The following is a 22,579-nucleotide window of genomic DNA, read 5'->3' as shown; positions in this document are numbered from 1 at the left end:
CACTCTGAATTTACCCGGGTAATATACCGGTATGACGGCTTCTGCGACCTATACGGCCTTCGCCGGCCCCCGGCGTCTCCTGACCGCGCCCCTGCCCGAACTGCTCACCCATCTCAAGACCCAGGCGACCGGCCCGGTGCTGGTCTTCGACGACCGCAGCGGGCGGCCGGCCGATTTCGACCTGTCGGGCACGCTGGAGGAGGTGCTGGTCCGCGCCCGCCCCGCCGCTGAGCCGGACGCCCCCCGCAGCGGCCCCGGCCGCCCGAAACTGGGGGTCACGGCCCGCGAGGTCACGCTGCTGCCCCGGCACTGGGAATGGCTGGACCTGCAGCGCGGCGGCGCCTCGGCCACCCTGCGCCGCCTGATCGACGAGGCCCGCAGGGCCGACCCCGAGGGCGAGCGCGTGGCGCGGGCCCAGGCCGCCGCCGACCGCTTCATGGGCGTGCTGGCGGGCGACCGGCCCGGGTACGAGGAAGCCGCCCGCGCCCTGTATGCCCGCGACCATGCGGCATTTCTGCGCCACTCGGAGGCCTGGCCGGAGGACGTGCGGGCTCACGCCCTGACGCTGGCGGCCCCGGTCTTTGCGGAGTGACCCGGGAACGGCTCAGTTGTTCGAGTACGCCGGGTCGGTGACGGGCAGCGTGCCGCGAATCTGGTTCTGGGCCTGGCAGCTCTGGACGCACTGGGTCGGCCCCGCGCCGATCTCGACGGCGTCCTCGCCCAGCACGCCGCCCATGCGCCCGCCGCTCTGCACCGACCACACCGACACCGTCTCACTCTGCGAGACCAGCTTGGCGACCTGGGGGCTGTCCTTGCCCCGGAAGTCCGTACCGTTGCCCAGGTTGACCTTGCCGGTGTAGGGATTCTTGAAGTAGTACATGCCGGCGCCCAGGGTGTGGGTGAACTGCACCGCGCCCCCCGTCTCGGGTTCCATCTGGAAGATGCCGCCCTGCGCGCAGTCCTTGGCCTGGATCTTCATCTTGATGCCGGAACCGCGGCGCTCCAGCAGCAGCCCCTCGCCCGACAGCGAGGCCTTGAGCGTGCCCGAGAGCTTGCGGCCCCCGAAATCGGCCGCCTTGGACGCGAAGACCACGGTGCGCTGCCCGCCGGTGATGTCCTGCGGGTTGGCCGCGCCCGTCATCGTGTAGTTCAGGACGCTGAGCGTGTCGCCGGCGACCTCGAACTCGACATACTTGCCGAGCACCTGGACCCGGGCTCCGGCGGGGACGTTCAGGTCGGCTCCCCGGTTGCCCTGCACGCTCACGCCGCCGCTGACGAGGCGGAAGCCGCCGCCTTCGCAGGCCGAGGAGGTGGCCTGGGCACTCAGGCGCGCACTCGCCGGCTGGGCCGAGGCATCCTGGAGGGCGGCGGTCTGGGTCTGGGGGGTGGGGGCCGTGCCACAGGCCATGAGGCTCAGGACGGGAAACAGCAGGGCGGCGCGGTAGGTATGGGGCATGACAAAGGCTCCTTGTGGGGTGGGTGGGCCGGTCCCTGTCGGTGACCGGCGACGACGTGCGGAGGGGAAGTGAGGACACTCTAGGCCGGTCCCGTCGGCCCGCCCACAGACCCTGGTCCGGCGGCGGGCCGGCGCGGTGTCCGACCAAGGTCGGTAGACAGCGCCGCCGAATCCGCCATGATGGGCAGGATGTCCGCGTTCAGTGCCCTGCCGGGTCGGCCACGCCGGGGCGAGGCCCTACGCGCGCCCGGACGCGGTTCGTTGTCCCGCCAGTACGCGGGGGCCAGCCTGCTGATCCTGACCGTGAGCCTGCTCGTCCTGGGTTGGTGGGTGGGTACCGAAATCCAGCAGGGCGTCGTTCACCGCACCGCCGCGACCACGGCCCTGTACGTCGAGAACTTCATCGTCATGCAGGTGCAGGAGCTCAGCCGCGCCGAGCGCCTCGCCCCCGAACACATCGCGGCGATCGAGCGGCTATTGGCCGGCACCTCGCCGGGCCGCGAGATCGTGAGCATCAAGATCTGGGGGCCGGGGGGCCGGGTGGTCTACGGCGAGCAGGCGGGCCAGACCTTCGCGGTCAAGCCCGAGCAGGCCCGTGCGTGGCGGGGCGAGGTCATCTCCCACCTGACGGTGCCCGACGACGACGAGAACGAAACGCTGCGCCCCCGCTACCCGCAGCTGATCGAGACCTACACGCCCATCCGCCTCGAAAACTCCGATCAGGTGCTGGCCGTCGCGGAGTTCTATCAGGACGCCCGGCAGCTCACCGGTGAGATCCGGGCCGCCCAGGGCCGCAGCTGGGTGGTCGTGGCGCTGATCATGCTGGTGACCTATCTGGTGCTGTCGGGCCTGGTGCGCCGGGGCAGCCAGACCATCGACCGCCAGCGCGCCGAACTCGACGCCCAGGTTCAGCATCTCGAGACCCTGCTGTCGCACAACCGCGAGCTGCACGACCGCGTGCAGCGCGCCGCGTCGCGTGCCGTGGCGATGAACGAGCAGGTTCTGCGCCGCATCGCCAGCGACCTGCACGACGGCCCGGCCCAGGAGATCAGCCACGCCCTGCTGCGGCTCGACACGCTGTCGCACGGGCTGCCTGCGGCGCAGCGCCCCCAGATCGGGCCGGTTGAGCAGGCCCTGAGCGCTGCGCTGGGCGAGATGCGGACCCTCGCCAAGGACCTGCGCCTCCCGGAACTGGCCCCCCTGCCGCTGGAAGCCGTGGTCGCCCGCGCAGTCCGCGACCACCAGCGCCGCACGGGCACGGCAGTCGAGTTCTCGCCTCAGGTCCAGAGCGGTCCGGACGTTTCCCTGAGTGTCAAGATGGCCGCCTTCCGCATCGTGCAGGAGGGGCTGAACAACGCCTTCCGGCACGCTGCGGGGCTGGAGCAGAAAGTGGAACTGGCACTGGATACGCAGGGGGTTACGCTGGAGATTTCCGACGGAGGAGCGGGCCTGGTGTGGCGGGGAGAAGCGCCGCCGGACCGCCTGGGTCTGGTGGGGATGCGGGAACGGGCCGAGAGTCTGGGCGGTACCTTCGAGGTCACCTGCCGGGGAGGCAGCGGGACCCTGCTGCGGATCCATCTGCCGCTCTGTCCGGACGTGCCCCATGAATGAGGTGCTGCGGGTCGTGGTGGTCGACGACCATCCCCTGTTCCGGGAAGGGGTCGTGGCGGCGCTGCAGGCCGAGGGCGATCTCGTGGTCGTGGCGCAGGGCGGCTCGGCGTCGGACGCGGCCGAACTCGCGGCCCAGCACCTGCCGGACGTGCTGCTGCTCGATCTCCATCTGCCCGGCGGGGGACTGAATGCCCTGCGGGACATCGGCGTGGCCTATCCCGCCATCCGGGTCGTGATGCTCACCTTCAGCGAGGACGAGACCGACGTTCTGGGGGCGCTGAAAGCGGGCGCGCGCGGCTACATCATCAAGGGGGTCACGGGCCGGGAACTGCGTCAGGTGGTGCGGACCGTCAGCGAGGGCGAGGTGAGCATCACGCCTCTGCTGGCGAGCGGGCTGCTGTACGAACTGGCCCAGCCTGCCCGCCCGGTGCCGGGGCCGCTCGTCGAGACCCTGACTCCCCGCGAGCGTCAGATTCTCGAAGGTGTGGCTCAGGGCCGCAGCAACAAAGAGATCGCCCGGGAGCTGGGCCTGACGGAAAAGACGGTCAAGCACTACATGACCAACGTTCTCCAGAAGCTCCAGGTGCGCAACCGTGTGGAGGCGGCGCTCCTGGCCCAGCAGTGGCCCAGGCCCTGAACGGGAACGGACGTCACGTCCGGCCGGCGGCCGCCTACCAGTCGAGCATCTGGTCCGAGGCGGCGTCCGAGGCGACGGCCGCGTAGCTGTTGCGGGTCGTGTCCACCGAACTGTGTCCGAGGAAGGCGGCGACGGTGGCGAGGTCGCCGGTGCGGCTCAGGAGTTTGGTGCCGGCATGTTTGCGGGCGGCGTGGAAGCCCCGCCACGGGACCCCGGCCTGGGCGAAGGTGCCCTTCATGGCGTGGGTGGCGTTCTGGACCGTGCGGTAGCGGAAGGCCTGCACCTGGGGCGTGGTGCGGCGGCGCTGGCCGTTCTCGTCATGCCGGTGGGCCTCGCCGCCCGGGCCATAGAGGACGCGGTACTGCGCGGCGGCCTCGACGAGGCGGGTGCTCATGGGTACGGTGCGGCTCTTGCGGCCCTTGCCGGTCACGCTCAGGCGTCTGCGTTCCAGGTCGAGGTCGGCCCAGGTCAGGGCCAGCGCCTCCGCGATCCGTAGCCCTGCGTGTGCGGTCAGGAGCAGCAGGAAGCGGTCGTGGGCGGAAGCGTGTTCGAGGACGCGCCCGATCTCCTGCTCGGTGTAGGGGGGGCGTTTTTCCAGTCCGGTGGTGTGGTCCTTGGGAATCCGGACGTCCTTGAAAGGGTCGGCCTCGGTCGCCCCCGCCCAACGCAGGGCGCGGTACAGGCAGCGCGCCGCCGCGACCTTGAGCTGAACCCCGGCGGGTTTGCGGCCCTGGGCGAGGAGGCTGCTGACATAGTACTGCGGGGCGTGGCGTCCGGGATTGAGGATCCCGACGGCGTGCGCCTGGGCGTGGGCGACGTACTGCCGGATGCCGAGCCGGTAGGCCTCGATGGTCTTCGGGCTGGTGAGGACGCCACTGCCGCCGAGGTGGCCGAGGTAGGCGACGGTGAGGTCGCTGAGGGCGGCGGCGTCCTTGTCGCGGGCGGCGAGGGTGGCGCGGCGTTTGAGCTCGTCGTCGTGGAGGCTCGTCCAGGCGGTCGTCTGGGCGAGGAGGTTGGACGTCACCTGGGCGAGGGTCATGCGCTATTTTACCTAACCTTCAAGTGAGAGGATGAGGCGAGGTCCGTTCGGGAGGGGACCTGGGGCCGGGGCCGGAGAGCGGACCTTCTCCGCCGCTGTTCTGATCGAAGACCAGTTCGTAATCGAACGGCCCTTCTGCGCAGGGGCCCTCTATGCCGTGTCTTGTTGTCCGCAGGGCGGTGAGCCTGTCTAATAGGTCATGTTCACACCCGATGCAGATGTGATTGTCGTGGGGGCCGGGCTGGCCGGGCTGGTCGCCGCCGCCGAGCTGGCCGATGCCGGGCGGCGGGTCCTGCTTCTCGACCAGGAAGGCGAGCAGAATCTGGGGGGACAGGCCTTCTGGTCTTTCGGGGGGCTGTTTTTCGTAGACAGCCCCGAACAGCGCCGCCTGGGCATCCACGATTCGCCGGAGTTGGCACTGCGGGACTGGATGACCGCTGCGGCTTTCGACCGCCCGGAGGACCGGTGGCCCAGAGCGTGGGCGGAGGCCTATGTGGAGTTCGCCGCCGGTGAGAAGCGGGAGTGGCTCCATGCCCAGGGCATGCGCTGGTTTCCGGCGGTCGGCTGGGCCGAGCGTGGCGGCGCGGGTGCAGGGTTCCCCGGCAACAGTGTGCCGCGCTTTCACGTGACCTGGGGGACTGGACCTGGGGTGCTCGAGCCCTTCGAGCGGCGTGTCCGTGAACATCACCGGACGGGCCTGATCGATTTCCGGTTCCGGCACCGGGTCCGGGGGCTGAACTTCTCGAACGGTACCGTGCATGGGGTATACGGGGACGTGCTCGAGCCCTCCGAAGTCGGGCGGGGGGAGAACAGTTCACGGGTCGTCGTGGGTGACTTTGCCCTGAATGCCCAGGCCGTGCTGGTGACCTCCGGTGGGATCGGGGGCAACCACGCCCTCGTGCGGAAATACTGGCCCACCCAGCGGCTGGGTCCTGCGCCCGATTTTATGGTGTCCGGCGTACCCAGGCATGTGGACGGGGCCATGCAGGAAGTCGTGAAGGATGCCGGGGCGCGGCTCATCAATCCGGACCGGATGTGGCACTACACCGAAGGCCTGTGCAACTGGAATCCGGTCTGGCCGAATCACGGCATCCGCATCCTGCCCGGTCCCACCAGCCTGTGGCTGGACCCGACCGGTAAGCGGCTGCCCTTTCCTCATATCCCGGGAGCCAGCAGTCTGGATACCCTGCAGCACATTACCCGGAACCGTTATCCCTACACCTGGTTTTTGCTGAACAGGGCCACGATCAAGCGTGAGTTTGCGCTTTCCGGCTCGGAACAGAACCCGGACCTGACAGGGAAAAATGTCCGCTTGACCCTGGCCCGTATCGGAAAGGCCGTCCAGGCTCCCGTGCAGGCATTCATGGATCAGGGGGCCGATTTCGTGGTCCGTAAGACCTTGCGTGATCTGGTCGCCGGTATGAACGAGCTGGTCGGAAGTGAGCTCGTGGACTATATGACGGTCAAGCAGGAGGTGGAGGACCGGGATCTCCAGCTCCGCAACGTTGCCGGGAAGGACCCTCAGCTTGCCGTGATCCGGAATGCACGGAACATCCTCAGTGAACGGCTTGTCCGGGTGGCCAGGCCCGCGCCGATTCTCGATCCGTCCGACGGCCCGCTGATCGCTGTCAGGCTCAATCTTCTGACCCGCAAATCGTTGGGGGGCCTGGAGACTGATCTTCAGGGGCGTGTCCTGGGTGAGGATGGCGAGCCGATGCCTGGGCTCTATGCCGCTGGTGAGGTCGCGGGCTTTGGGGGAGGGGGTTTGCACGGTTACAGGGCTCTGGAGGGAACTTTCCTGGGGGGATGTATCTTCAGTGGACGCGTAGCGGGCCGTGCCATTGCCCAGACGGTGGGATGAGATTACTGACCGCTAAATTGCACCTGATTGACCTAAGATTAGTTAGTTGAAGTAGATAAGCCGTAGGCTTAATACCCTACTTTAATATGATATAATATATGATACACCTGATGAACTATATTCTAGTACCCATCAAGCAATGAGGTTAGTAACAATGCAATATATCAATAGTCAACTAAATTGGGATCGGTATAATCCAAAATAAATACATCCGCTTAGGCCTATGCTCAGGCACGAGAATTTTCTTATTTCTATAACTTTTGTTCAAATTAAGAGAAAAATAAGATTTAGAATCGACCATCAGAATAACCAGTATGACTTTTAATACTTAATAAAAAGCAGTTACCCCCTTAGATTAATGAAACTGACTATCATATAAATAAAAATAATCTAGGGAGAGGCTGAACTCACGCTTTCACCCCTCCACTGGTGACTCCTTGGACATACGAACGCATCAGAAACAGAAACAAAACGACGAGCGGAAGTGCAGAGAGAACATAGGACGCCATCAGCGCACCGTAATTCGGCGTAGATCCTGTCGCCGCTCCGCCACCCTGAAAACCTACGAGGGCCACAGGAACAGTCCGGTGAACCTCATCCAGCACCAGTGAGGGCAACAGAAAATCATTCCAGACCGGCACCAACCGGATGATACTTACACTCACCAGGATCGGTAGGCTGAGCGGCAAGACGATAGAGCGCAACAAAGCCCAGTGCCCTGCTCCGTCGAGGCGGGCCGCTTCCAGCATGTCCCGTGGCATGGCCCGGAAGGCTGCATACAGCACCAGAATAGCGAAGGGCTGCCCCGCCGCCACCGTAGGCAGAATGATCGCCAGATAATTGCTCGGCAGAGTCAGAGCCTTGATCTGCACATAGAGCGGAATCAGGGTCAGAAAATCCGGCACAAGAAACAGGGCAAAGACCAGACCGAACAGAAGTCGGCGGCCCGGAAAGTCGATGAGTGCCAGAGCATAAGCACTCGAAGCAGCGAAGACGACCGTCGCGAGGACACTACTGAGGGTCACCACCACCGAATTCAGGAGAGGTCCCCTGATCTGCACCCAGGCCAGGGAATAGTTCTCAGGATGCAGGGTCGCCGGAAAGTTCAGCAGATTCTGCGCGTATTGCACCGGACTCTTGAGTGAATTGACGAGACTGAAATACACCGGAAACAACGCCAGCAAAGCCAACAGAAGCAACAACACATTCCGTACGATCTCGCCCGGAGTCAGAGAACGGCGATTCATGCCCGCTCCCGAGCGACCAGACGCGAGAGACCAGTCAGGACCACCACGACCAGCATCAGCAGAACCGCAATCGCCATCGCATAGCCGTATTCGCCGTTGCGGGTCGCCGTGTTGTACATCAGCAGAGCCGGCACCGTGGTCGAGTAGCCGGGTCCCCCCGAAGTCAGGACCAGCGGACTGATAAAGTACTGCACGTTTCCGATGACCGACAACAGCGCGATCAGCCCCAGCTGAGGCCGGAGCAGCGGCAGGTCGAGATACAGGACCCGGCGCCACCCCACCGCACCGTCCATCTTGCCCGCCTCGAAGACTTCCGGAGCGATGTTCTGAAGGCCTGCATAGAGCAGCAGCAGAAAAAACACGTCTATATACGGAAACCCGAGGAAGATCAGACTGTAGAGCGCCGTCGAGGGATCACTGAGCCAGTCGTGCCGCCACGCACCCAGACCCACGCTGCCCAGCACAGTGTTGATCAGACCGTCACTCCGGAAAAACGTGCCCCACATGAGCAGCAGCACCAGCGAAGGCACCACGACGGGCACCACGAACAGGCTGCGCCACGCATACTGGCGCCGCTGGCCCCGCAGATTGAAGATCAATTCGGCCACGAGCAGGGGCGGCAGCACCGCCAGCACCAGCCCCAGCACCACCCAGATTCCGGCATTCAGGGCCGCCTGACCCATCACCGGATCAGTCAACGCGCGCTGAAAATTTTCCAGACCCGTGAAAGTCGGTACGTTCAGACCGTCCCAGTCGGTAAAGGCGCGAGTCATCGCCGTGTAGGCCGGCACATAGGAGAAATAGGCCATGAGCAGCACACTCGGCAGCACGAATAGGTAGGCGGGCCAGCCCTCACGCAGCCGGCGCAGGGGCCGGCTAGGCACACGCCGCACCACCGGAGGGCCGGAGGGTGCCGGTGAAGGACGCGGCGCGTCCGGTCGGGGAGAGACGGTCATGGGCAAGGGACTCCTGGGAACGGAAGACTGGAGAAAGAACCACCGGGGCAGTTCAGGGCGCGGCGACGCACTGGCCCCGCAAAGCGACAGACCAGGCCTGACGGCCAGGAACGACCCGGACACACACGGGTCGTCTCGGCCACCACTCACTTGTAGTTGGAAAAATCCACCTTGTTCTTGCGGGCGTACTCGTTGGCTGACTTGTCGAGCAGGGTCTGGACCTGCGACTTGGCCTGATCGAGCGTGATATTCCCCGACAGGTACAGCCCGAAAATACGCTGCATGTCCGTCCAGCCCAGGCCCGGTGCGGCGCTGCCCACGTTGAGCTCCAGACGGGGTTTGGTCGCCTGTTGCTTGAAGGGCGTACTGTCGAAACTCGGCGAGAGCGGCGCATTCACGCCCGGCCAAGTGGGGACGTAGGTCGCGTTCTCCACGATGATGCGCTGCACGTTCTTCGGCGTGCCGAAATAACGCATCCAGTCGAGGACCGCCGCACTCTTGCCCGCCTCACGCATGGTCTTGTTCGCCAAAGGTGTACTGACGGCGTACTGGAACGAGCCGTTCCCCCCCACCGAGTTGGCGACATAGGTGCCGGTCGCGTAGGGACTCTGCGCCTTGGTGAGCGCCGGAAAGTTGAAGGCCCCCACCGCGAATTTGGCCCCGAGGTCCTGAAGGCTGCGGATCGAGTAACTGCCCTCGAAGATCATGGCCGACTTGCCACCCACGAAATCCTGGTTGAAGGCGTCGTAGTTCTTGGAGGCGTCGAGGGTCAGGTAGTCGCGCGGCCAGGTGTCGGTCAGCTGCTTGAAGGTCGGCCACCACGACATGAAACGCGGGTCCTTCGGGCTGAGGATTCCCTTGTGGATGGCGACCGCCTCGTCCAAACCCGACTGGCCCGGCAATCCGTCGAAGCGGGTCAAGCGCGCGAACTCCTTGGCGTAGAGGTCGCTGATGAAGAAGTTCCCCCACCACGGGTAGGCGGGCACCTGATGGAACGGATTGATCCCCGCCGCCTTGAGCTTCTTCGACACGGCAATGAGTTCAGGCCAGGACGTCGGCGGTTTGGAGATCCCCGCCTTCTTGAACAGGTCCTTGTTGTAGAAGATCGTGAAGGCCACATTGTCCGCGCTCAGGACATACACCGCTCCGTTAGGCGCGCGGTTCTCGGCGACCTGGGTCTTGTTCATCACGTCCTGCCACGCCTTGTTGCCGGGAATATAGGGGTTGGGCTGCGCGAAGACGGGCGCGAGGTCCACCGCCACCCCCTTGGGCAAGGTGCTGTTCAGGCTGGTCGACTGCGCCCAGTAGATGTCGAAGAGTTCACCGGCCGCCGCCTTGACCCGCACGTTGGTGTCGTTGTCGGGAATAGGCGACGTGCTGAATTTGATCTGGATGCCGGGATTGGCCTTCCGGTACTCGTCGGCGATCTGCTGAAAGGCCTTGAGGGGCTTGGCCGCGTCGGGCCAGTTGGGGGTGTATTCCTGCACGTACATGGTGATGGTGCCCTTCCAGGCCCCGGGGGCGGCCTGCGCCGGGCCGAGCAGCGCCGCACCGAGCAGCAGCGTGCCGGACAACAGTCTCTTTCGCATCATGAGTGGACCTCCCTGGTCGTCGGAGAAGGCAGCTTAGAGAAGATGAGCAACCTCAACTGCCTGATTTGTTACCGGACAGAATGAACTCCGTACAGCTCTGCACGACGTGGAACAGCCGGGAACAGACCCTCAGGAACGTGCGGCGAAGACGGGAGCCTGAAGTGTACCCCGGAAGGCAGGACCAGACGCGCAATTGCGGCCGGGACCAGCATGTGAGGTCGTCTCCCCTTCTAGACTCGGCGGCATGCCAGGGCCAGTGGCCCCCGACCGGGGGATTCAGGAGATGTTGCGCGAGTTTCAGGGCTACGTGCTGGCCTACCGCCTGCGCGCCGCCGTGGGGGGCCGCGTCGCGCCGCCCGGCGACCTCCTGAGCCTGAGCGAATATGCGGGAAGGCGGCTGCAGCGGCAGGAGCTGGCGCGCGGGCTGGTGCGGAAGGGCATCCGGCCCGAGGAGATGCGGCTGCTCGACCGCCTGTCCGACGAGCTGATGTTCGGCTTTTGGCTCAACCCGGCCGAGGTGTCCAGGTTCCTGAGCGCGGCGCTGCGCGGCCGGTCCCATCCGGCGATCGGTGACAGCGACGCCTTCGCCACCCTCCTGACCCCGAGCGAGCAGACGCGTCTGGGCGACCTGGGGGTCCGGCTGGTGTGTGCCCACCACCTCGCCTGCCTGACCCTGGCCGCGCCGATTCAGGACCCCCACGCCCTGGCCCGCGTGTGGGAGCGCATCGAGCAGACCCAGCCTCCGCTGTTCGTGGACGAACTGGCGCGCGCCGGGCAACTGGACTGACCCGCGGCCCACCGCAGGCACACGCCGGAGCGTAGCCTGCTGGACATGCCAAGCGAACTGAAGATTCCGGAGACGACGGCCGGGGTGCTGCGGCAGGCCCTGGACAGCGGCCTGAGCGGCGCGGCCCTGGGCGTGGTGGACCGCTCGGGCGCACGCGGCACCCTGGTCGCTGGGGCTGCCCAGAGCCAGGGCGAACGTGTGCCGCTGGAGGCCGGGATGTGGTGGGACCTCGCCAGCCTGACCAAACCGCTGTTCACGGCGCGTCAGGTCCTGCGTGCCGCCGCGCAGGGACGACTGGACCTCGACGATCCCCTGGAACGGTTCCTGCCCGAGCTCGCATGGATGCAGGACACGCCGCTGCGCAGGCGCACGCTGAGGCAGTTGCTGAGTCACACGGCCGGCCTGCCCGCCTGGGCTCCGCTGTACACCTGGGGGGACGCGGCGCTGATCCGCGCGCGACTGTTGCAGGAGCCCTGGCCGATGGCCGAAGCCGGCACGCTGGTCTACTCGGACCTGGGGTATCTGCTGCTGGGCCAGGTGCTGGAGCGGGTCTACGGCCAGCCCCTGCGCGACTTTCCCCTCGACGAGGGCCTGAGCTTCTCACCGGAGGCGGGGCGCAGCGTGGCGACCGAAGTCTGCGTGTGGCGGGGCCGACTGCTGCGCGGCGAGACCCACGACGAGAACGCGGCGGCGCTGGGTGGACTTTCGGGGCACGCAGGCCTGTTCGGCACCCTCGGAGGCGTCCTGAACCAGGCCGAGGGCCTGCTGCGGGGGGGGTGGCTGCCGCCCGCCGCGCAGGCCGCTGCCCTCCGCCTGGAAGTGCCGGGGCGCACACTGGCTTTTGTGGGCATGGTCCCGGGCTGGAGCGGCGGCGGGCTGTGTGGCCCTCAGGCCTACGGCCATACGGGCTTTACCGGTACGGGCCTGTGGGTCGAGCCGGAAGCCGGGCTGGCCTGGGTCCTCCTGACCAACCGGGTTCATCCTTCACGGCACGCGAGCATCGACATCCAGACCCTGAGGCGGGCGGTGGGGAATACGCTGCTGGCCGCCTCCCGCTGAACCTGGAGGTCCACTTGCATCTTTTGCCGCAGCCATGCTAGGTTCTTGCCTGCGCCTGAGAAGGCCAGGAGAGGCGATGTAGCTCAGCTGGTTAGAGCGAACGACTCATAATCGTTAGGTCCCCGGTTCAAGTCCGGGCATCGCCACCAAAGATCCCCGTCCACAACGGGGGATTTTTGCTTTTGTATTTTCCCGCTCTGACACGCTATTGGAGCCAGTATTGGAGCGCGTTTTTTCTGAGATTTGAATGAGCCTCTATCGCAGGTTGGGGAGAAGCGCGGTATACGAAGGCATCCGACCACCCAGAGCAGAGCATTGAAGGACCAGTAGAGGTCTACCCCATTTCAGTCCTCGCGCTAACGCTCGTGGGGAGAGCGTCAGACCCGTCAATGGTGAAATCACATGACTTGAGTCGTAGGAGATTCGATCAACCTTTCAACCGATCGCGCGGTAGGCCAGCATAAGTGTCAGGTCGTTGTTGGTCCCGAGCGTCTTCTTGAAGCTGCCCGCGCCCACGGTCAGCTGCTCGCGCACGAGACTGCAGGGACCGTGCTCGCGGGCCGTTTCCAGGCACACGTAGTAGTCGCCCTGGGGCAGCGCCGCGCCCTTGTCACTCTTGCCGTCCCAGGCGACGGCGTAGGAACCGGGATTGCGGGTGGCGCTACGGCTCTCAGACCATGTTTGGGGAGCAGGGAGAATGCTCCGCCCCACAGCGCCCTGTGGACCCTCCTCTCCCGCACGCGGAGCGCCAGCGAAGGGGGACGACGTCCTTCCGCTGCATGGGGGTAAACATGACTCGCCCATACCCCTCGCCACAGGTGCTCAAGGATAGGATTCAGCTCCAGGTGAATCTCCCCAGGAAGGCTGCCCCACCTGAGTCCGTTCGCACTCGGTACCCTCCGGTCGGAAAAGCCCAGGTGCGAACATCATGGCGGCGCTCCCTGGTCCGCCAGAAGCAGGGCCGCAAGGGTCCCTGCCCGCCCGGCCCAGATCCTGCAGCCGCGGCCGCTGGGGCCTGAGCTCCAGAGCCCCGGCGATGCTGCGCCAGGACCACGCTCCCAAACTTCGTGACCCGCATCGTTGTGATCCCCTTCTACCCGACGGACGGCAGGCTCCAGATCAGACCTCCGCCCCCTGCCAGCGGGTCGACATGTCCCAAGGGACGCACGCCGTCGGGGCTCTCCAGGGCAGCAAGGGCTCCGGAACCTGTGTCTTGCCGTTCTTCTGCTGTAGAGCATTAAGTAAATGAGTCTTTTTCTTATCGTTCATGGGTTGGAGCGGGCCCGAAAGCCTGCCTCAAACCCGTCTCGGCCTCGACTCTTCCTTATCATTCACGGGGGAGTCCCCAGATCCTGGGTCCACTTTCAGAGAACGAGCGGTCTTTTCGTCGTTCAATTGCTGGCCTAGGAGGCGCCTTTCCCTAGCACAGTCCTCCGAAATTTCCCGTCGATCAGCGGGCGCTCGAAGAGCGGGAGGGCGCCTCCGAGAAGTGCAGCCAAGTGTTAAATGAAGGGCACTGATTGGGTTGCTGGAGGCAGGCCGGGCCGCCTCTCCAAGCAGGCCAGAGGCCGGGCTTGGCCAGGGGCCAGCGAGACACCACAAAGACTCCTGCGGCGGAGCCGCAGGGTGCGTGTGAGCAGCAGGCAGACCCGGGCCTGAAGGGACGGAGGTCTGGGTCGTAGAGCGGGCTTTTGCAGTGACCAACAGGAGGTCGCGCGCCGGCAAAAGTGCCCCTTTCATCGCCTCGTCTTTGACCCTTTACCGAGGGAGAACGCACCCCTCTTGCCCACTCGACCTCGACTAAGCGCCTCTGAGGCCTTGGAGAAGGCCCGGGGTTGCCCACCCTGCTGCATCTCTATTCGCCCGGCAGCACCTCTCTTCGCTCCGGGCTTCCTGGCCCCTCCAGACAAGCTCAGGAGGACGTGATCTGGGAGGTGGCAGAGGGCCATCGGTCAGAGGTCCTGAACCCCAGCAGCCGCGAGCTCAGGCCCTGGGCTAGCCCTCCACGGTGAAGCCTCCGTGCATCCTCTATGGGCTTGTGTCAAGCGCCCCCAGCCCACGGCGCCGGGCCGCTGTCAGATTCGGACACCTCCGCCTTGCCCTCAGTTCGCACGCGCCGCAATGTCAGGTTTTGACAGGTTTTAGCCCAAGCGATTCTTCCCTTTGATGCCATCTGGAACACCAGAAATCGCTGGTCTACTCTCCGCCGTGCAAACGCACCCAAACTTCACCTGTAACGGCTAGGCACCTGTGCTTCCTTCCTTTTTTTAGGCTGTCTGTTCTATCTGTTCTGCCTCCCCTCCGCGCCCCAGTTTGGGCGTCTGAGTGCCAGAAATCAGGCCTGATGTTTGCACTTCCTCACGTAGCTCTGGACCTCTCCGAAAATACCCCCTTCTCCCCTCTTTTTTAGGTGTCAGTTCTGTCAATTCTGCGCCCCCATGATCCTCTCTGAAACGGCCCCGGCCACCACACCGAAGGCCATCTTCAAGGTCAAAAACAGCGGAAAGTTCATGCCGCTTTTGTACCCCGCCCGGACCGGTCCAGCCCCTCTGGATGAGGAGATTTCGCAACGCGCATGCTTTCCGCTTCCTCGCCCCGAAGCAGGCCTATGATGCTCAGGCCCCCTGATGAAGGGCGAGCCCTTTGAATCCAAAGGAAGACTGCTCGTCCAACGTATGAATACGAGTGACCTGACCATTCGGGCCCACGCTGAGGACATCGTCTGTGGTACGGACATACAGACCATCAGCTGACTCGATCGCGGCGGAGACCAATCGGGCTTCGAAAGCAAGCAACTTATTGATCACGTCACGGCTTAGCATTGATAGTCTTGGGGCATGCCTGGATGGCAACCTACCCATTATTCCCGTACTCAACTCGAAGAGCGCCGCCTCGCGGCGCTTGAATGGATCGCACGCGGAACGCACAAGAATCAGGAGATCGCCGATCACTTTGGGGTCTCGGTGCACACCGTGTACAGCTGGAAAGGTCGGCTGAAACGCAACGGCAGTCTTCAGGCCACCGTGGCCAGGGGGCCAGTCTCGCGGCTTACGGCGGAGCAAGGTGAGCAGTTGCGTACCCTCCTGCGGGAGGGTGCGGTGCATCACGGCTTTCGGGACGAGACATGGACGACCCGGCGTGTCAGCGAATTGATCGGCCGGCACTTCGAGGTCTGGTACCACCATGACCATGTCAGGCACATCCTGCGTCGGTTGGGCTTTACCCCGCAGATGCCTGATGGGCGTGCGGCGGAACGCAATGAAGTTCGGATCGCCAGCTGGAAAGAACAGGTGGCCCCGGAGTTGGAAAAAAAAGGTCGCTGAGGGCGCCACGCTCGTCTACCTGGATGAGGTGGGATTTGCCCTGAAAGGGGTCCGCAGACGGACCTGGTCCACCAGGGGCGTGACGCCCCTGGTCACCTTGCTTGCCAACTGGGAGAAGCTCTCGACGATTGGGGCGATCACGTCGGGTGGGCAGTTCTTGCAGAACACCAAGACAGGTGCGATCCGTAGCATGGACGTCATCGGGTTCTTCCAGCACCTGCTGCGCCATATCCAGGGAGACATCGTGGTGGTGCTGGACAATGCCGGCATCCATCGCGCCAAAGCAGTGCAAGCGTTCGTGGCAAGCCACGAACGCTTCTCTCTGGTGTATTTGCCTCCCTATGCGCCCGAGCTCAATCCCATCGAGCTGGTCTGGGCGTACGTGAAGCGCCAGGTTTTGGGGAATTTCTGTGCCCGCACCCTAACGGCACTGAAGCAAAAGCTGATCGGCGGGTGGCAACGTGTCCGATATCTTGACCTCCCACAACACCTCATGGATGCAAACCTACGCCGTGATCAATAAAGGAGGTCAGCCGCAAGCTCGACACCGGCTGCCTCGTCTCACCTTTGTCAACCGCCTACCGCCCAACAGGACGAATCCTGAGATTGAGCGGCGCTCTGTTCCTGAAGACTTCCATGAGGTTCAGGGTTCGGTGTGAGGTGAGGGCTGCGTTCGGCTGTACCACGACCTTCCGGGCGAACTCTCGGAGATGAGGATCAGGCGATTGCGTGGACAGGGCCTGGACCGCCTGGTGCAACTCGGGCCAGCCGAGCAACTGCGCGGCCACCAAAGCCCTTTCCACAGTTTCAGTCACGGATGAGTTCAAAGCGCGTTTGACCAGGGTAACTGTTCTGGCATCAGGCGTCTCACGATCTTCCATGAGACCGAGGTGGGTCAGGAGAGACGCGTTGCCTTCGAGATCCTCAGTCAGCGCCGCCTGCACCTCTTCGGGCGTGAAGAGTCCAATGTGCTCCGACAGCCACTGCTTCATCGTCTCGATGGCGTACTCGGGGACGTTTTGCAAAGAGACGTAGGCGATATCTTCGAGATAATCATCAACCAGAACAAACTCAGCGCCCTGCTCAGGATCAAGAAAGGTGTAGTGGACATATTCTTCGGAGACTTCATTTTCGCCCATGTATTGAAAGTTCATCCGATGGACATCGGACGCACTGGCCAACTGGGTCACTCGCCGACCAGTCAGAAGATTGCCCGCTGTTGACCGAAGCACAATCACTTTTTCTTGCATCAGGCTCCTAAAGACATCAGGACACACACAATATCGGTCTGAAAGGCGCGAGCATGTTTTTTTCAGCGACGCAGCGTCCATCTGGTCTGCATCGCCAAAATGCGCGCTAGAGACTGTCAAGAACCGATTTGAAGTGTTGGTGCTGGAGTTGGGACAGAGCAGACTACATGGATAATCCGGCAAGGCTCCCCCAGCGACGTGGACGACGATACGTACTTTTCCTCCTCCCGTGTCTTCTGCTCCGTCCTCAGGAGGTCGGGCAGCGGAAATACCCCTGACCTTGGCCTCAGAAGAGATTTCAGGCGCTCATGACGCAGGCCGCATAGACCAAGATTTTCGCATGAGGTCTGCTGAGCCAGCTTGTGTGCTATTCACACTTCTCACACAACAGGTCGAATGCTACTGATATGAGCTTACGTCGTCGTTGAAAGTCCACAGGACAGTGAAAAGTCAGTCCATTCATCGTTCAGGCGTGCTGCTCACGCCATTGCCGAATCAGCCGTTCCGCCTGCTCCAGTGAAGGTCGCTCGGCGCTGAACTTGGCCCGACGCCCGGCATTCATGCCGAAGTCGAAGTCCGTCGCCGTGGTGACATGGGCCCCAAACGCTGCCGCGCGAGCAAATTGAAGGACACCATCAATGTCCTCATCGCCCGTGTCCGGCGCCTGCATCAGGTTCAGAAGAGAAGCGTTCGGATAGGAAGCGATCAGACCGAGATAACTGGCCGCGGACCCGAACAATCCCCCTAGCACCACGTACCGTTCCGGATGGTTGAGGATCCATTCCAGATCTTCGGCTGCACTCTGCTTGTCGACCGCTCGTGAGGCGTATTTGATCGCGTAACCGATCCAGAAGAAGTCCGAATCCTTATCGAAGGAATGAATCACGTCGTGGTAGAACTCGTCCCATTGTTTATCCGGCTGAAGAAGTGACGCGTCCAGATCAGCCAGCAAGGCCCCCTCTGGCTCACTGAATGGTATCCAATACGTCCAAATTCTCCTACACTTTTCGAACATTGACTCCTGCTCGGGACACTGACAGGAACTGGGCATCTTCATGGCACCCTATACGTCGGCCTCCAAAACTCAGCCGACCTGATCCGAGTTGTCCTTCCTGTGATCTACTCCTCAATAGCACTCAGGCGGAACATAGCTACCCTTCGTTACGCGCGTGGCGAGACTCCAGAGATGAACTCCTCAGCCATGGTCAACGTGGGCCGAATGTCACGGCTCTCTATCTCGTTCCCGGCATCTCGCCCAGTATGGAAGTCCGTGGCAGTCGCAATGTACGCGCCGTATGCACTTGAGCGAATGATCTTGACGATCATCTGGTCCGCTTCCGTTTCTCCCAGGCCCCCGAATTCGATGGTCTTTCCGAGGGTTGAGTTTGGGTAACTCGCGACACGGCCCAATTGGGTGGCGACTGTCCCCAGCAGTGGACCTAGATTCCAATAGCGTTCGAGATGCTCCAGTATTTCTTCGAGCTTTTCCTGACCGACCTGGCGATCGACAGCCTTACTGGCGTACATGATGGCCTGTTTGATCCAGAAGGCACGGTCTTCTGGTCGGTACCTGTCGATGATGGAAAAGAAGAAGGCATCGGCTTCGGGACTGGGCGTTCTGAGCACAGCTTCAAGGGCGTCTTCGATTGCGTCCGTCTTTCCACTCCCACTTTGATAGGCGCGCTTCAAGTCGTCTAGTTGCATCATTACCTCACATAGTCAGAGAGTTGCCGAATTTTCGCCGTGCCCTCAACGACCGCAGCTCGAATCGCGTCGTTGGCCGCGACATTCCCCTTTTTGGAAAATAGGGACAGGAAATCGATGTTCCGCCGCAGGAGATCCATCTCGGTCAGGGCATCTTCCAACAGTTGAGCATCTGGATGGGGAGAGGAGGCATGACGACTTTCCTTGATGCGGGCAGCCTTGCCTTCCAGCCCAGCAAATGGCCTGATGCTCGAATTGGAGATGGCATCGATGATGTTGCGCTCACGAATCGTCAAGGCGAGGCCTTGGGCGTCACCGGTGGGGACATCCGTCGCTTTGGTGGAAATTACCGCCAGCTGTTTTTGAGCTTCCTGCTGGGCCGCGGCCTTCTGGTTGGGATCGGTTGTCGTCGCCGCCACCTGTTTAGCCTTGTCACGCGCCTGTTCGCCCAGCTCCATTTCCCGTCCGATCGTTTGGTTCTCGACCTGATCTCCGACAAACAAGTTGTCGATCTTGTTGAATTCCATCGTCAACAGAGTCTTGAGCCCTTTCCAAATGGAGTCGTAGGTGGGCTGAACGGAAGGGACGCCCCAACTCTTCAAGAGTTGTGCGGCAGGATCGTAAGGTTGGCCGTTCAGGGCACTCACACGATTGGTCACCATCTGGTCGAAGGCGTAGATATGTCGACGATCCTGTCCGTCCAGGAGGCCAGGGGGCCTGAATCGTCCACTCAAGGGACCCTTCGCAGGCTGATGTAGAGAACTGTACTTTTCATACAGGGCCCGCTTCGTGGACTGCGACCAGGCGGGACGGCCACCATCGTTCTTCTTGCCACTCGAGGAAATCCGGTCGGGCCACAGCTCCTTGCGGATCGTATTGAGGTCGAGTCGAAGGGTCATCAATCCCGTACTGCCGGGCTGACTGCCGCTGCTCGCCACCCAGTCGTACGTCACCCCTTCCCGGTCGAAGCGGGGGGTCACCGATTTGAAGATGGAGTGTCGACCCTTGACGGCCCGCGCCACGTTGCGGGCTGCCTCCTGATTCGGCAGCCGTCCACTCTTCGAGAAGCTTTTTTCGATACGTGGGATATCTGCCAGGCCTTTGGCGACACGCTGGTCATGGTCCTTGGTCTTCTCGGCGTCGGCGGTTGGGGTCTGCGGCTTGCCCTTTCGACTGGTCGGCGTCATCCTTTCGATCAATTTCTGGATCCGTGCGACCGCTCTGTCCAACAGCGCGTCCAGCTTGCCCCGGACTCGGCCGATGACCGCTTTGATTCTGGCACCGATGTTCCCTAGACCAAGTACTTTGCTAAGGAACCCCAGCGCGACGGGGATGCTGCGCGCCAGGGTACTCTCGACCCCGCTCACGGCCGCCGCGATGTTCCCGGCCGCGATGGCCCCGACACTCTGCACGGCGCTCGCCACCACGCCCATGATCTGCTGGCCCTGCTGGACGACGAACTGCACACTGCGGAAGGCCCCGATCAGCGCCTGCACAAAACCGCCGCCCGGAATCAGCATGCTCGCGACTTTCGTGGTGCCCGCCATCACCACGCTCTTGGTCACCTCAGACTTCAGCCCGGAAACGACCTCCCCGCCCACCGGCCCCTGGTTGGCCTTCATCTCGTCGGCCTTGTGGAGACCACCCTGGATGGTCTTGAGGGTGTCCAGGGTGCCTTCAGCCGTTTGGACCCGCTTTTCCCCGTTGGGACCCATCGCTTTGACCAGGCGGCCCCGCATCGCCTGGTAGGTCAGCCCCATGACGCTCAGGGCCGTCAGGAAGACGCCCTGAAGGTCCAGCTTCGCCGGGAAGGTGATGCCGGACGCGCCGGTCAGCCACTGGCCCAACCCATTCTGCAGGTGCTTCGGTGCGTGGCTGGCAAAGTTCTTGAAGCCGCCCTTGAGGGCGTTCAGGAGGTTACCGGCAAACTTGGCCGGGTTCTTGAGCACCTGAACGATCAGGTCCCCACCACGGCGCAATTGCGCGATCACCTGCTGCCCGACGGGTCCCAGCCCGGCGGCCAGCGCGGTCAGGCCGATGTCGGCGATCTTGCGCGCACTCCCGACGATCAGGGCCTTGAGGCCACCGATGCGGCGGGTGACCGCAGTCTTGGCTGCGCCGAGATCCGCCTTCCCGATGGCGCTGGCAATTTCGCCCAGGGCACTCCCCAGATCCAGCTTGCCGAGTTCGGCCTTGAACCAGGCCCAGGCTTTGGGAATGGCGTTCGTTTCCTTCAAGGCCACGAGGATGTCTTTCAGGGGGCCAGGCACCCAGCCGGCCAGGGCCTCGAGAATGGCGTTCGGATTTCCCGCCATCGTTTTACCCGTGACGAGGTCCTTGCCGAAGGCCAGGGTCAGTTCCTTGTAGCCGGGCAGCGCGGTCAGTGCTCCGGCGATCATCTCCTTGCCCTTGTCGGCCAACGCCTGCGCGCCGTCCTTGACCTTGTCCGCTGCCCAGCTGAACGGATTGCCCAGACGCTGCACGGCTCTGGGTTGCAGGTCCTGCAGCGGCTTCAGGGCGAAGGTCCGGGCTGCTCCTTCCTCGACCCGTCGTAGGGCGGACGCCGGGCTGTATATGCCCGCGGCGTACGGGCTGGGCGGCAGCAGGCTCTTGGGGCTGGGCATCACCCGGGCGAGCTTGGCGCCCATCGTGCGCGCCTCGCTCTCCAGGCCGGCATCCGGATCGATGCCCTTCCCCACCCGCCCCTGACTCTGCTGGACAGTGTGCGTCACTTCGTGGGCCAGCAACTCCAGGCCGCTGCGGGTGTTGGGACGGAACTGGCCCGACCGGAAGAAGATGTCCGTGCCCGTGGTGAACGCGGTGGCCCGGACACCCTTGGCCAGGTTGTCGGCTTCGGCGTCGTCATGGATACGGACCCGGCTCAGATCATGGTTCAGCCCCTGTTCCAGGTGGCGCCGAACCACTTCGGGGAGGGGGTTGCCGCCGCCCCGCCGGGCCTCGATGCGTTGCAGGACGGGCTGCGTAGCTTCGGCGTCGAGTTCTGCCATCTGGCGCTGCAGGGCCAGATTGTGCAGGGCCTGGCTGTCCTGCGCTTCCTGCGCCTGGGCCTCTCGGCTGGAGTCGTCCATGGCCCGTTGCAGAGACAGGCGCTCCGCTGCGGGAACGAGCCCCAGCACCACCTGAGCGACGGGCGCACTGGTCGGATGGCGCTGCAGATCGGCGAGGTGCGCACCATAGGTGCCGTAGCGTGCGGCGGCGGGCCCACGGTCGGCCCGGAAGCCCTGCGCGAGGGTCTGCGCCACCTGACGCTGCAGGGCCGTGAACTGGGCGACCTGCCGGGAATTCAAAGGTCTACCGGCGACCTCTTCCGCCCGCATCTGGAGCACTGTGACCCAGTCCTGGGGGGTGACGGGACGGGTAAGTGGTACTGAGCGCGTGCCCCGCATCTGTCGATCAAGGGCCGCCTCCACCATTTCAGGGGCAAGCGGCACTGCGGCCAGTTGCGCCTGCAGAACTTGCCGTTCCGTTTGCAGCCGCTGAACTTCCTGGCGCTCGAGAGCGGCGGCACGCAGCGGAGGCTGGACCACTTGGCCCTGAGGCCCGACCGGACGCAGGGTGTGCTGGTCAAGCGCCTGCTGGGCCTGAGTTTGTTTCAGCTCAACTGGATGCGGGGCAGGTATAGGCCGCGCCACGGCAGGAACGATGGTGGCCTTGCGGATGGGTTTGCGGCTCGGCACGAAGGTCATGACGGTCCTCCCTCTTCAGGCTCACTATAGAAGGATCAGGGTTGGAGACGCGCGGCAAATTCGGCAGTCTCGGAGCAGGCCGCGTCCGGACGCTGGATTCGGCAGGAATACCGGTGCCTGGGCGTTTAGCCGCAACCTGATCGGCTTCGAAAGCTTTCTCTTTCAGAGACTTGCCCAGGCCGCCGCTGAGCCCTCCCTCCTTTCTCAATGGCACCGGGAGCCTGAGGCGGCTCTGGCCCGCCTGAGCGAGCCCAGATCTCAAGGAGGAGGAGCATGACAGAGCAGATGAACTTTACACTTCTGGAAGAGCTGTAATGGACGCCCTGGCAACCTCTATAGGACAGCGGGTG

17 protein-coding genes and 1 tRNA gene are annotated in these 22,579 nt (G+C 63.6%); 8 read left to right on the top strand and 10 right to left on the bottom strand.

The annotated features are described in order from the left end of the window. Positions 1 to 31 precede the first annotated feature (31 nt). Positions 32 to 592, top strand: coding sequence for a DUF2239 family protein (locus DGO_RS15645; RefSeq protein ID WP_014695524.1), 561 nt, complete (start codon positions 32 to 34; stop codon positions 590 to 592). 12 nt (positions 593 to 604) lie between these two features. Here DGO_RS15645 and DGO_RS15640 read toward each other — a convergent pair whose 3' ends face one another. After that, positions 605 to 1,456: a hypothetical protein gene (locus DGO_RS15640; protein WP_014695523.1), complete on the bottom strand. Its 852-nt coding sequence runs from the start codon at positions 1,454 to 1,456 to the stop codon at positions 605 to 607. Between the two features lie 189 nt (positions 1,457 to 1,645). Between DGO_RS15640 and DGO_RS15635 the strand changes: the two genes are divergently transcribed. Further along, positions 1,646 to 3,067, top strand: a complete 1,422-nt coding sequence (locus tag DGO_RS15635) for a sensor histidine kinase (RefSeq protein ID WP_083847377.1) — start codon at positions 1,646 to 1,648, stop codon at positions 3,065 to 3,067. Next, on the top strand, positions 3,060 to 3,704 hold the full coding sequence (locus DGO_RS15630) for a LuxR C-terminal-related transcriptional regulator (protein WP_014695521.1): 645 nt from the start codon (positions 3,060 to 3,062) through the stop codon (positions 3,702 to 3,704). Before DGO_RS15635 ends, DGO_RS15630 begins: the two co-directional genes overlap by 8 nt. 34 nt (positions 3,705 to 3,738) lie before the next feature. Here the strand turns inward: DGO_RS15630 and DGO_RS15625 are convergent, their stop codons facing one another. Beyond that, complete coding sequence (locus DGO_RS15625; RefSeq protein ID WP_014695520.1) at positions 3,739 to 4,743, bottom strand: tyrosine-type recombinase/integrase; 1,005 nt, start codon at positions 4,741 to 4,743, stop codon at positions 3,739 to 3,741. Positions 4,744 to 4,942: 199 nt separating this feature from the next. On the opposite strand from DGO_RS15625, the gene DGO_RS15620 reads away from it, so the two are divergent. Continuing rightward, on the top strand, positions 4,943 to 6,604 hold the full coding sequence (locus tag DGO_RS15620) for an FAD-binding dehydrogenase (protein WP_043804145.1): 1,662 nt from the start codon (positions 4,943 to 4,945) through the stop codon (positions 6,602 to 6,604). Positions 6,605 to 7,011: 407 nt separating this feature from the next. Here DGO_RS15620 and DGO_RS15615 read toward each other — a convergent pair whose 3' ends face one another. The 3 genes from DGO_RS15615 to DGO_RS15605 all read right to left on the bottom strand — a co-directional run bounded on the left by DGO_RS15615 (position 7,012) and on the right by DGO_RS15605 (position 10,399). Continuing rightward, positions 7,012 to 7,851, bottom strand: a complete 840-nt coding sequence (locus DGO_RS15615; protein WP_014695516.1) for a carbohydrate ABC transporter permease — start codon at positions 7,849 to 7,851, stop codon at positions 7,012 to 7,014. Next, a complete protein-coding gene (locus DGO_RS15610; protein ID WP_226991532.1) occupies positions 7,848 to 8,735 on the bottom strand; it encodes a carbohydrate ABC transporter permease in 888 nt (295 codons plus the stop codon). The genes DGO_RS15615 and DGO_RS15610 overlap by 4 nt, the downstream gene beginning before the upstream one ends. A 218-nt stretch (positions 8,736 to 8,953) precedes the next feature. After that, positions 8,954 to 10,399 (bottom strand): ABC transporter substrate-binding protein, encoded by a 1,446-nt coding sequence (locus tag DGO_RS15605; RefSeq protein WP_014695514.1) that lies wholly within the window; start codon positions 10,397 to 10,399, stop codon positions 8,954 to 8,956. A gap of 244 nt (positions 10,400 to 10,643) precedes the next feature. Here DGO_RS15605 and DGO_RS15600 point away from each other — a divergent pair, with 244 nt between their 5' ends. From DGO_RS15600 to DGO_RS15590, 3 genes are all read left to right on the top strand, one after another. Then, positions 10,644 to 11,186 (top strand): hypothetical protein, encoded by a 543-nt coding sequence (locus DGO_RS15600; protein ID WP_226991531.1) that lies wholly within the window; start codon positions 10,644 to 10,646, stop codon positions 11,184 to 11,186. A 45-nt stretch (positions 11,187 to 11,231) separates the two neighbouring features. Further along, positions 11,232 to 12,245 (top strand): serine hydrolase domain-containing protein, encoded by a 1,014-nt coding sequence (locus DGO_RS15595; protein WP_014695512.1) that lies wholly within the window; start codon positions 11,232 to 11,234, stop codon positions 12,243 to 12,245. Positions 12,246 to 12,317: 72 nt separating this feature from the next. After that, positions 12,318 to 12,394 (top strand) — tRNA-Met (locus DGO_RS15590). A gap of 286 nt (positions 12,395 to 12,680) precedes the next feature. Here the strand turns inward: DGO_RS15590 and DGO_RS21780 are convergent. Beyond that, positions 12,681 to 12,956 carry a DUF2271 domain-containing protein gene (locus tag DGO_RS21780; RefSeq protein WP_226991530.1) on the bottom strand — a complete coding sequence of 92 codons (276 nt, stop codon included), beginning with the start codon at positions 12,954 to 12,956 and terminating at the stop codon, positions 12,681 to 12,683. Between the two features lie 2,126 nt (positions 12,957 to 15,082). Between DGO_RS21780 and DGO_RS21770 the strand changes: the two genes are divergently transcribed. Continuing rightward, positions 15,083 to 16,091 (top strand): IS630 family transposase gene (locus DGO_RS21770; RefSeq protein ID WP_085961150.1). Its coding sequence is split into 2 segments (ribosomal slippage): positions 15,083 to 15,553 and positions 15,555 to 16,091, totalling 1,008 coding nucleotides; the frame shifts between segments, so codons are not numbered across the junction. A 55-nt stretch (positions 16,092 to 16,146) separates the two neighbouring features. On the opposite strand, the gene DGO_RS15570 is transcribed toward DGO_RS21770, so the two are convergent. The 4 genes from DGO_RS15570 to DGO_RS15555 all read right to left on the bottom strand — a co-directional run bounded on the left by DGO_RS15570 (position 16,147) and on the right by DGO_RS15555 (position 22,229). Then, on the bottom strand, positions 16,147 to 16,818 hold the full coding sequence (locus DGO_RS15570) for a hypothetical protein (protein ID WP_193352038.1): 672 nt from the start codon (positions 16,816 to 16,818) through the stop codon (positions 16,147 to 16,149). A 466-nt stretch (positions 16,819 to 17,284) separates the two neighbouring features. Next, the gene (locus tag DGO_RS15565) at positions 17,285 to 17,770 is read right to left on the bottom strand and encodes a hypothetical protein (protein ID WP_014695506.1); all 486 of its coding nucleotides are present in this window, start codon (positions 17,768 to 17,770) and stop codon (positions 17,285 to 17,287) included. 209 nt (positions 17,771 to 17,979) lie between these two features. Continuing rightward, positions 17,980 to 18,522 carry a hypothetical protein gene (locus DGO_RS23395; RefSeq protein WP_145975435.1) on the bottom strand — a complete coding sequence of 181 codons (543 nt, stop codon included), beginning with the start codon at positions 18,520 to 18,522 and terminating at the stop codon, positions 17,980 to 17,982. 2 nt (positions 18,523 to 18,524) lie between these two features. Further along, positions 18,525 to 22,229, bottom strand: a complete 3,705-nt coding sequence (locus DGO_RS15555; RefSeq protein ID WP_014695504.1) for an eCIS core domain-containing protein — start codon at positions 22,227 to 22,229, stop codon at positions 18,525 to 18,527. Positions 22,230 to 22,579: the final 350 nt, after the last annotated feature.

The sequence above is a fragment of the Deinococcus gobiensis I-0 genome (assembly GCF_000252445.1).
GTDB classification, from domain to species: domain Bacteria; phylum Deinococcota; class Deinococci; order Deinococcales; family Deinococcaceae; genus Deinococcus; species Deinococcus gobiensis.
Note: the sequence above shows the minus strand (reverse complement) of the source record. Positions and strands in the feature narration are given on the sequence as shown.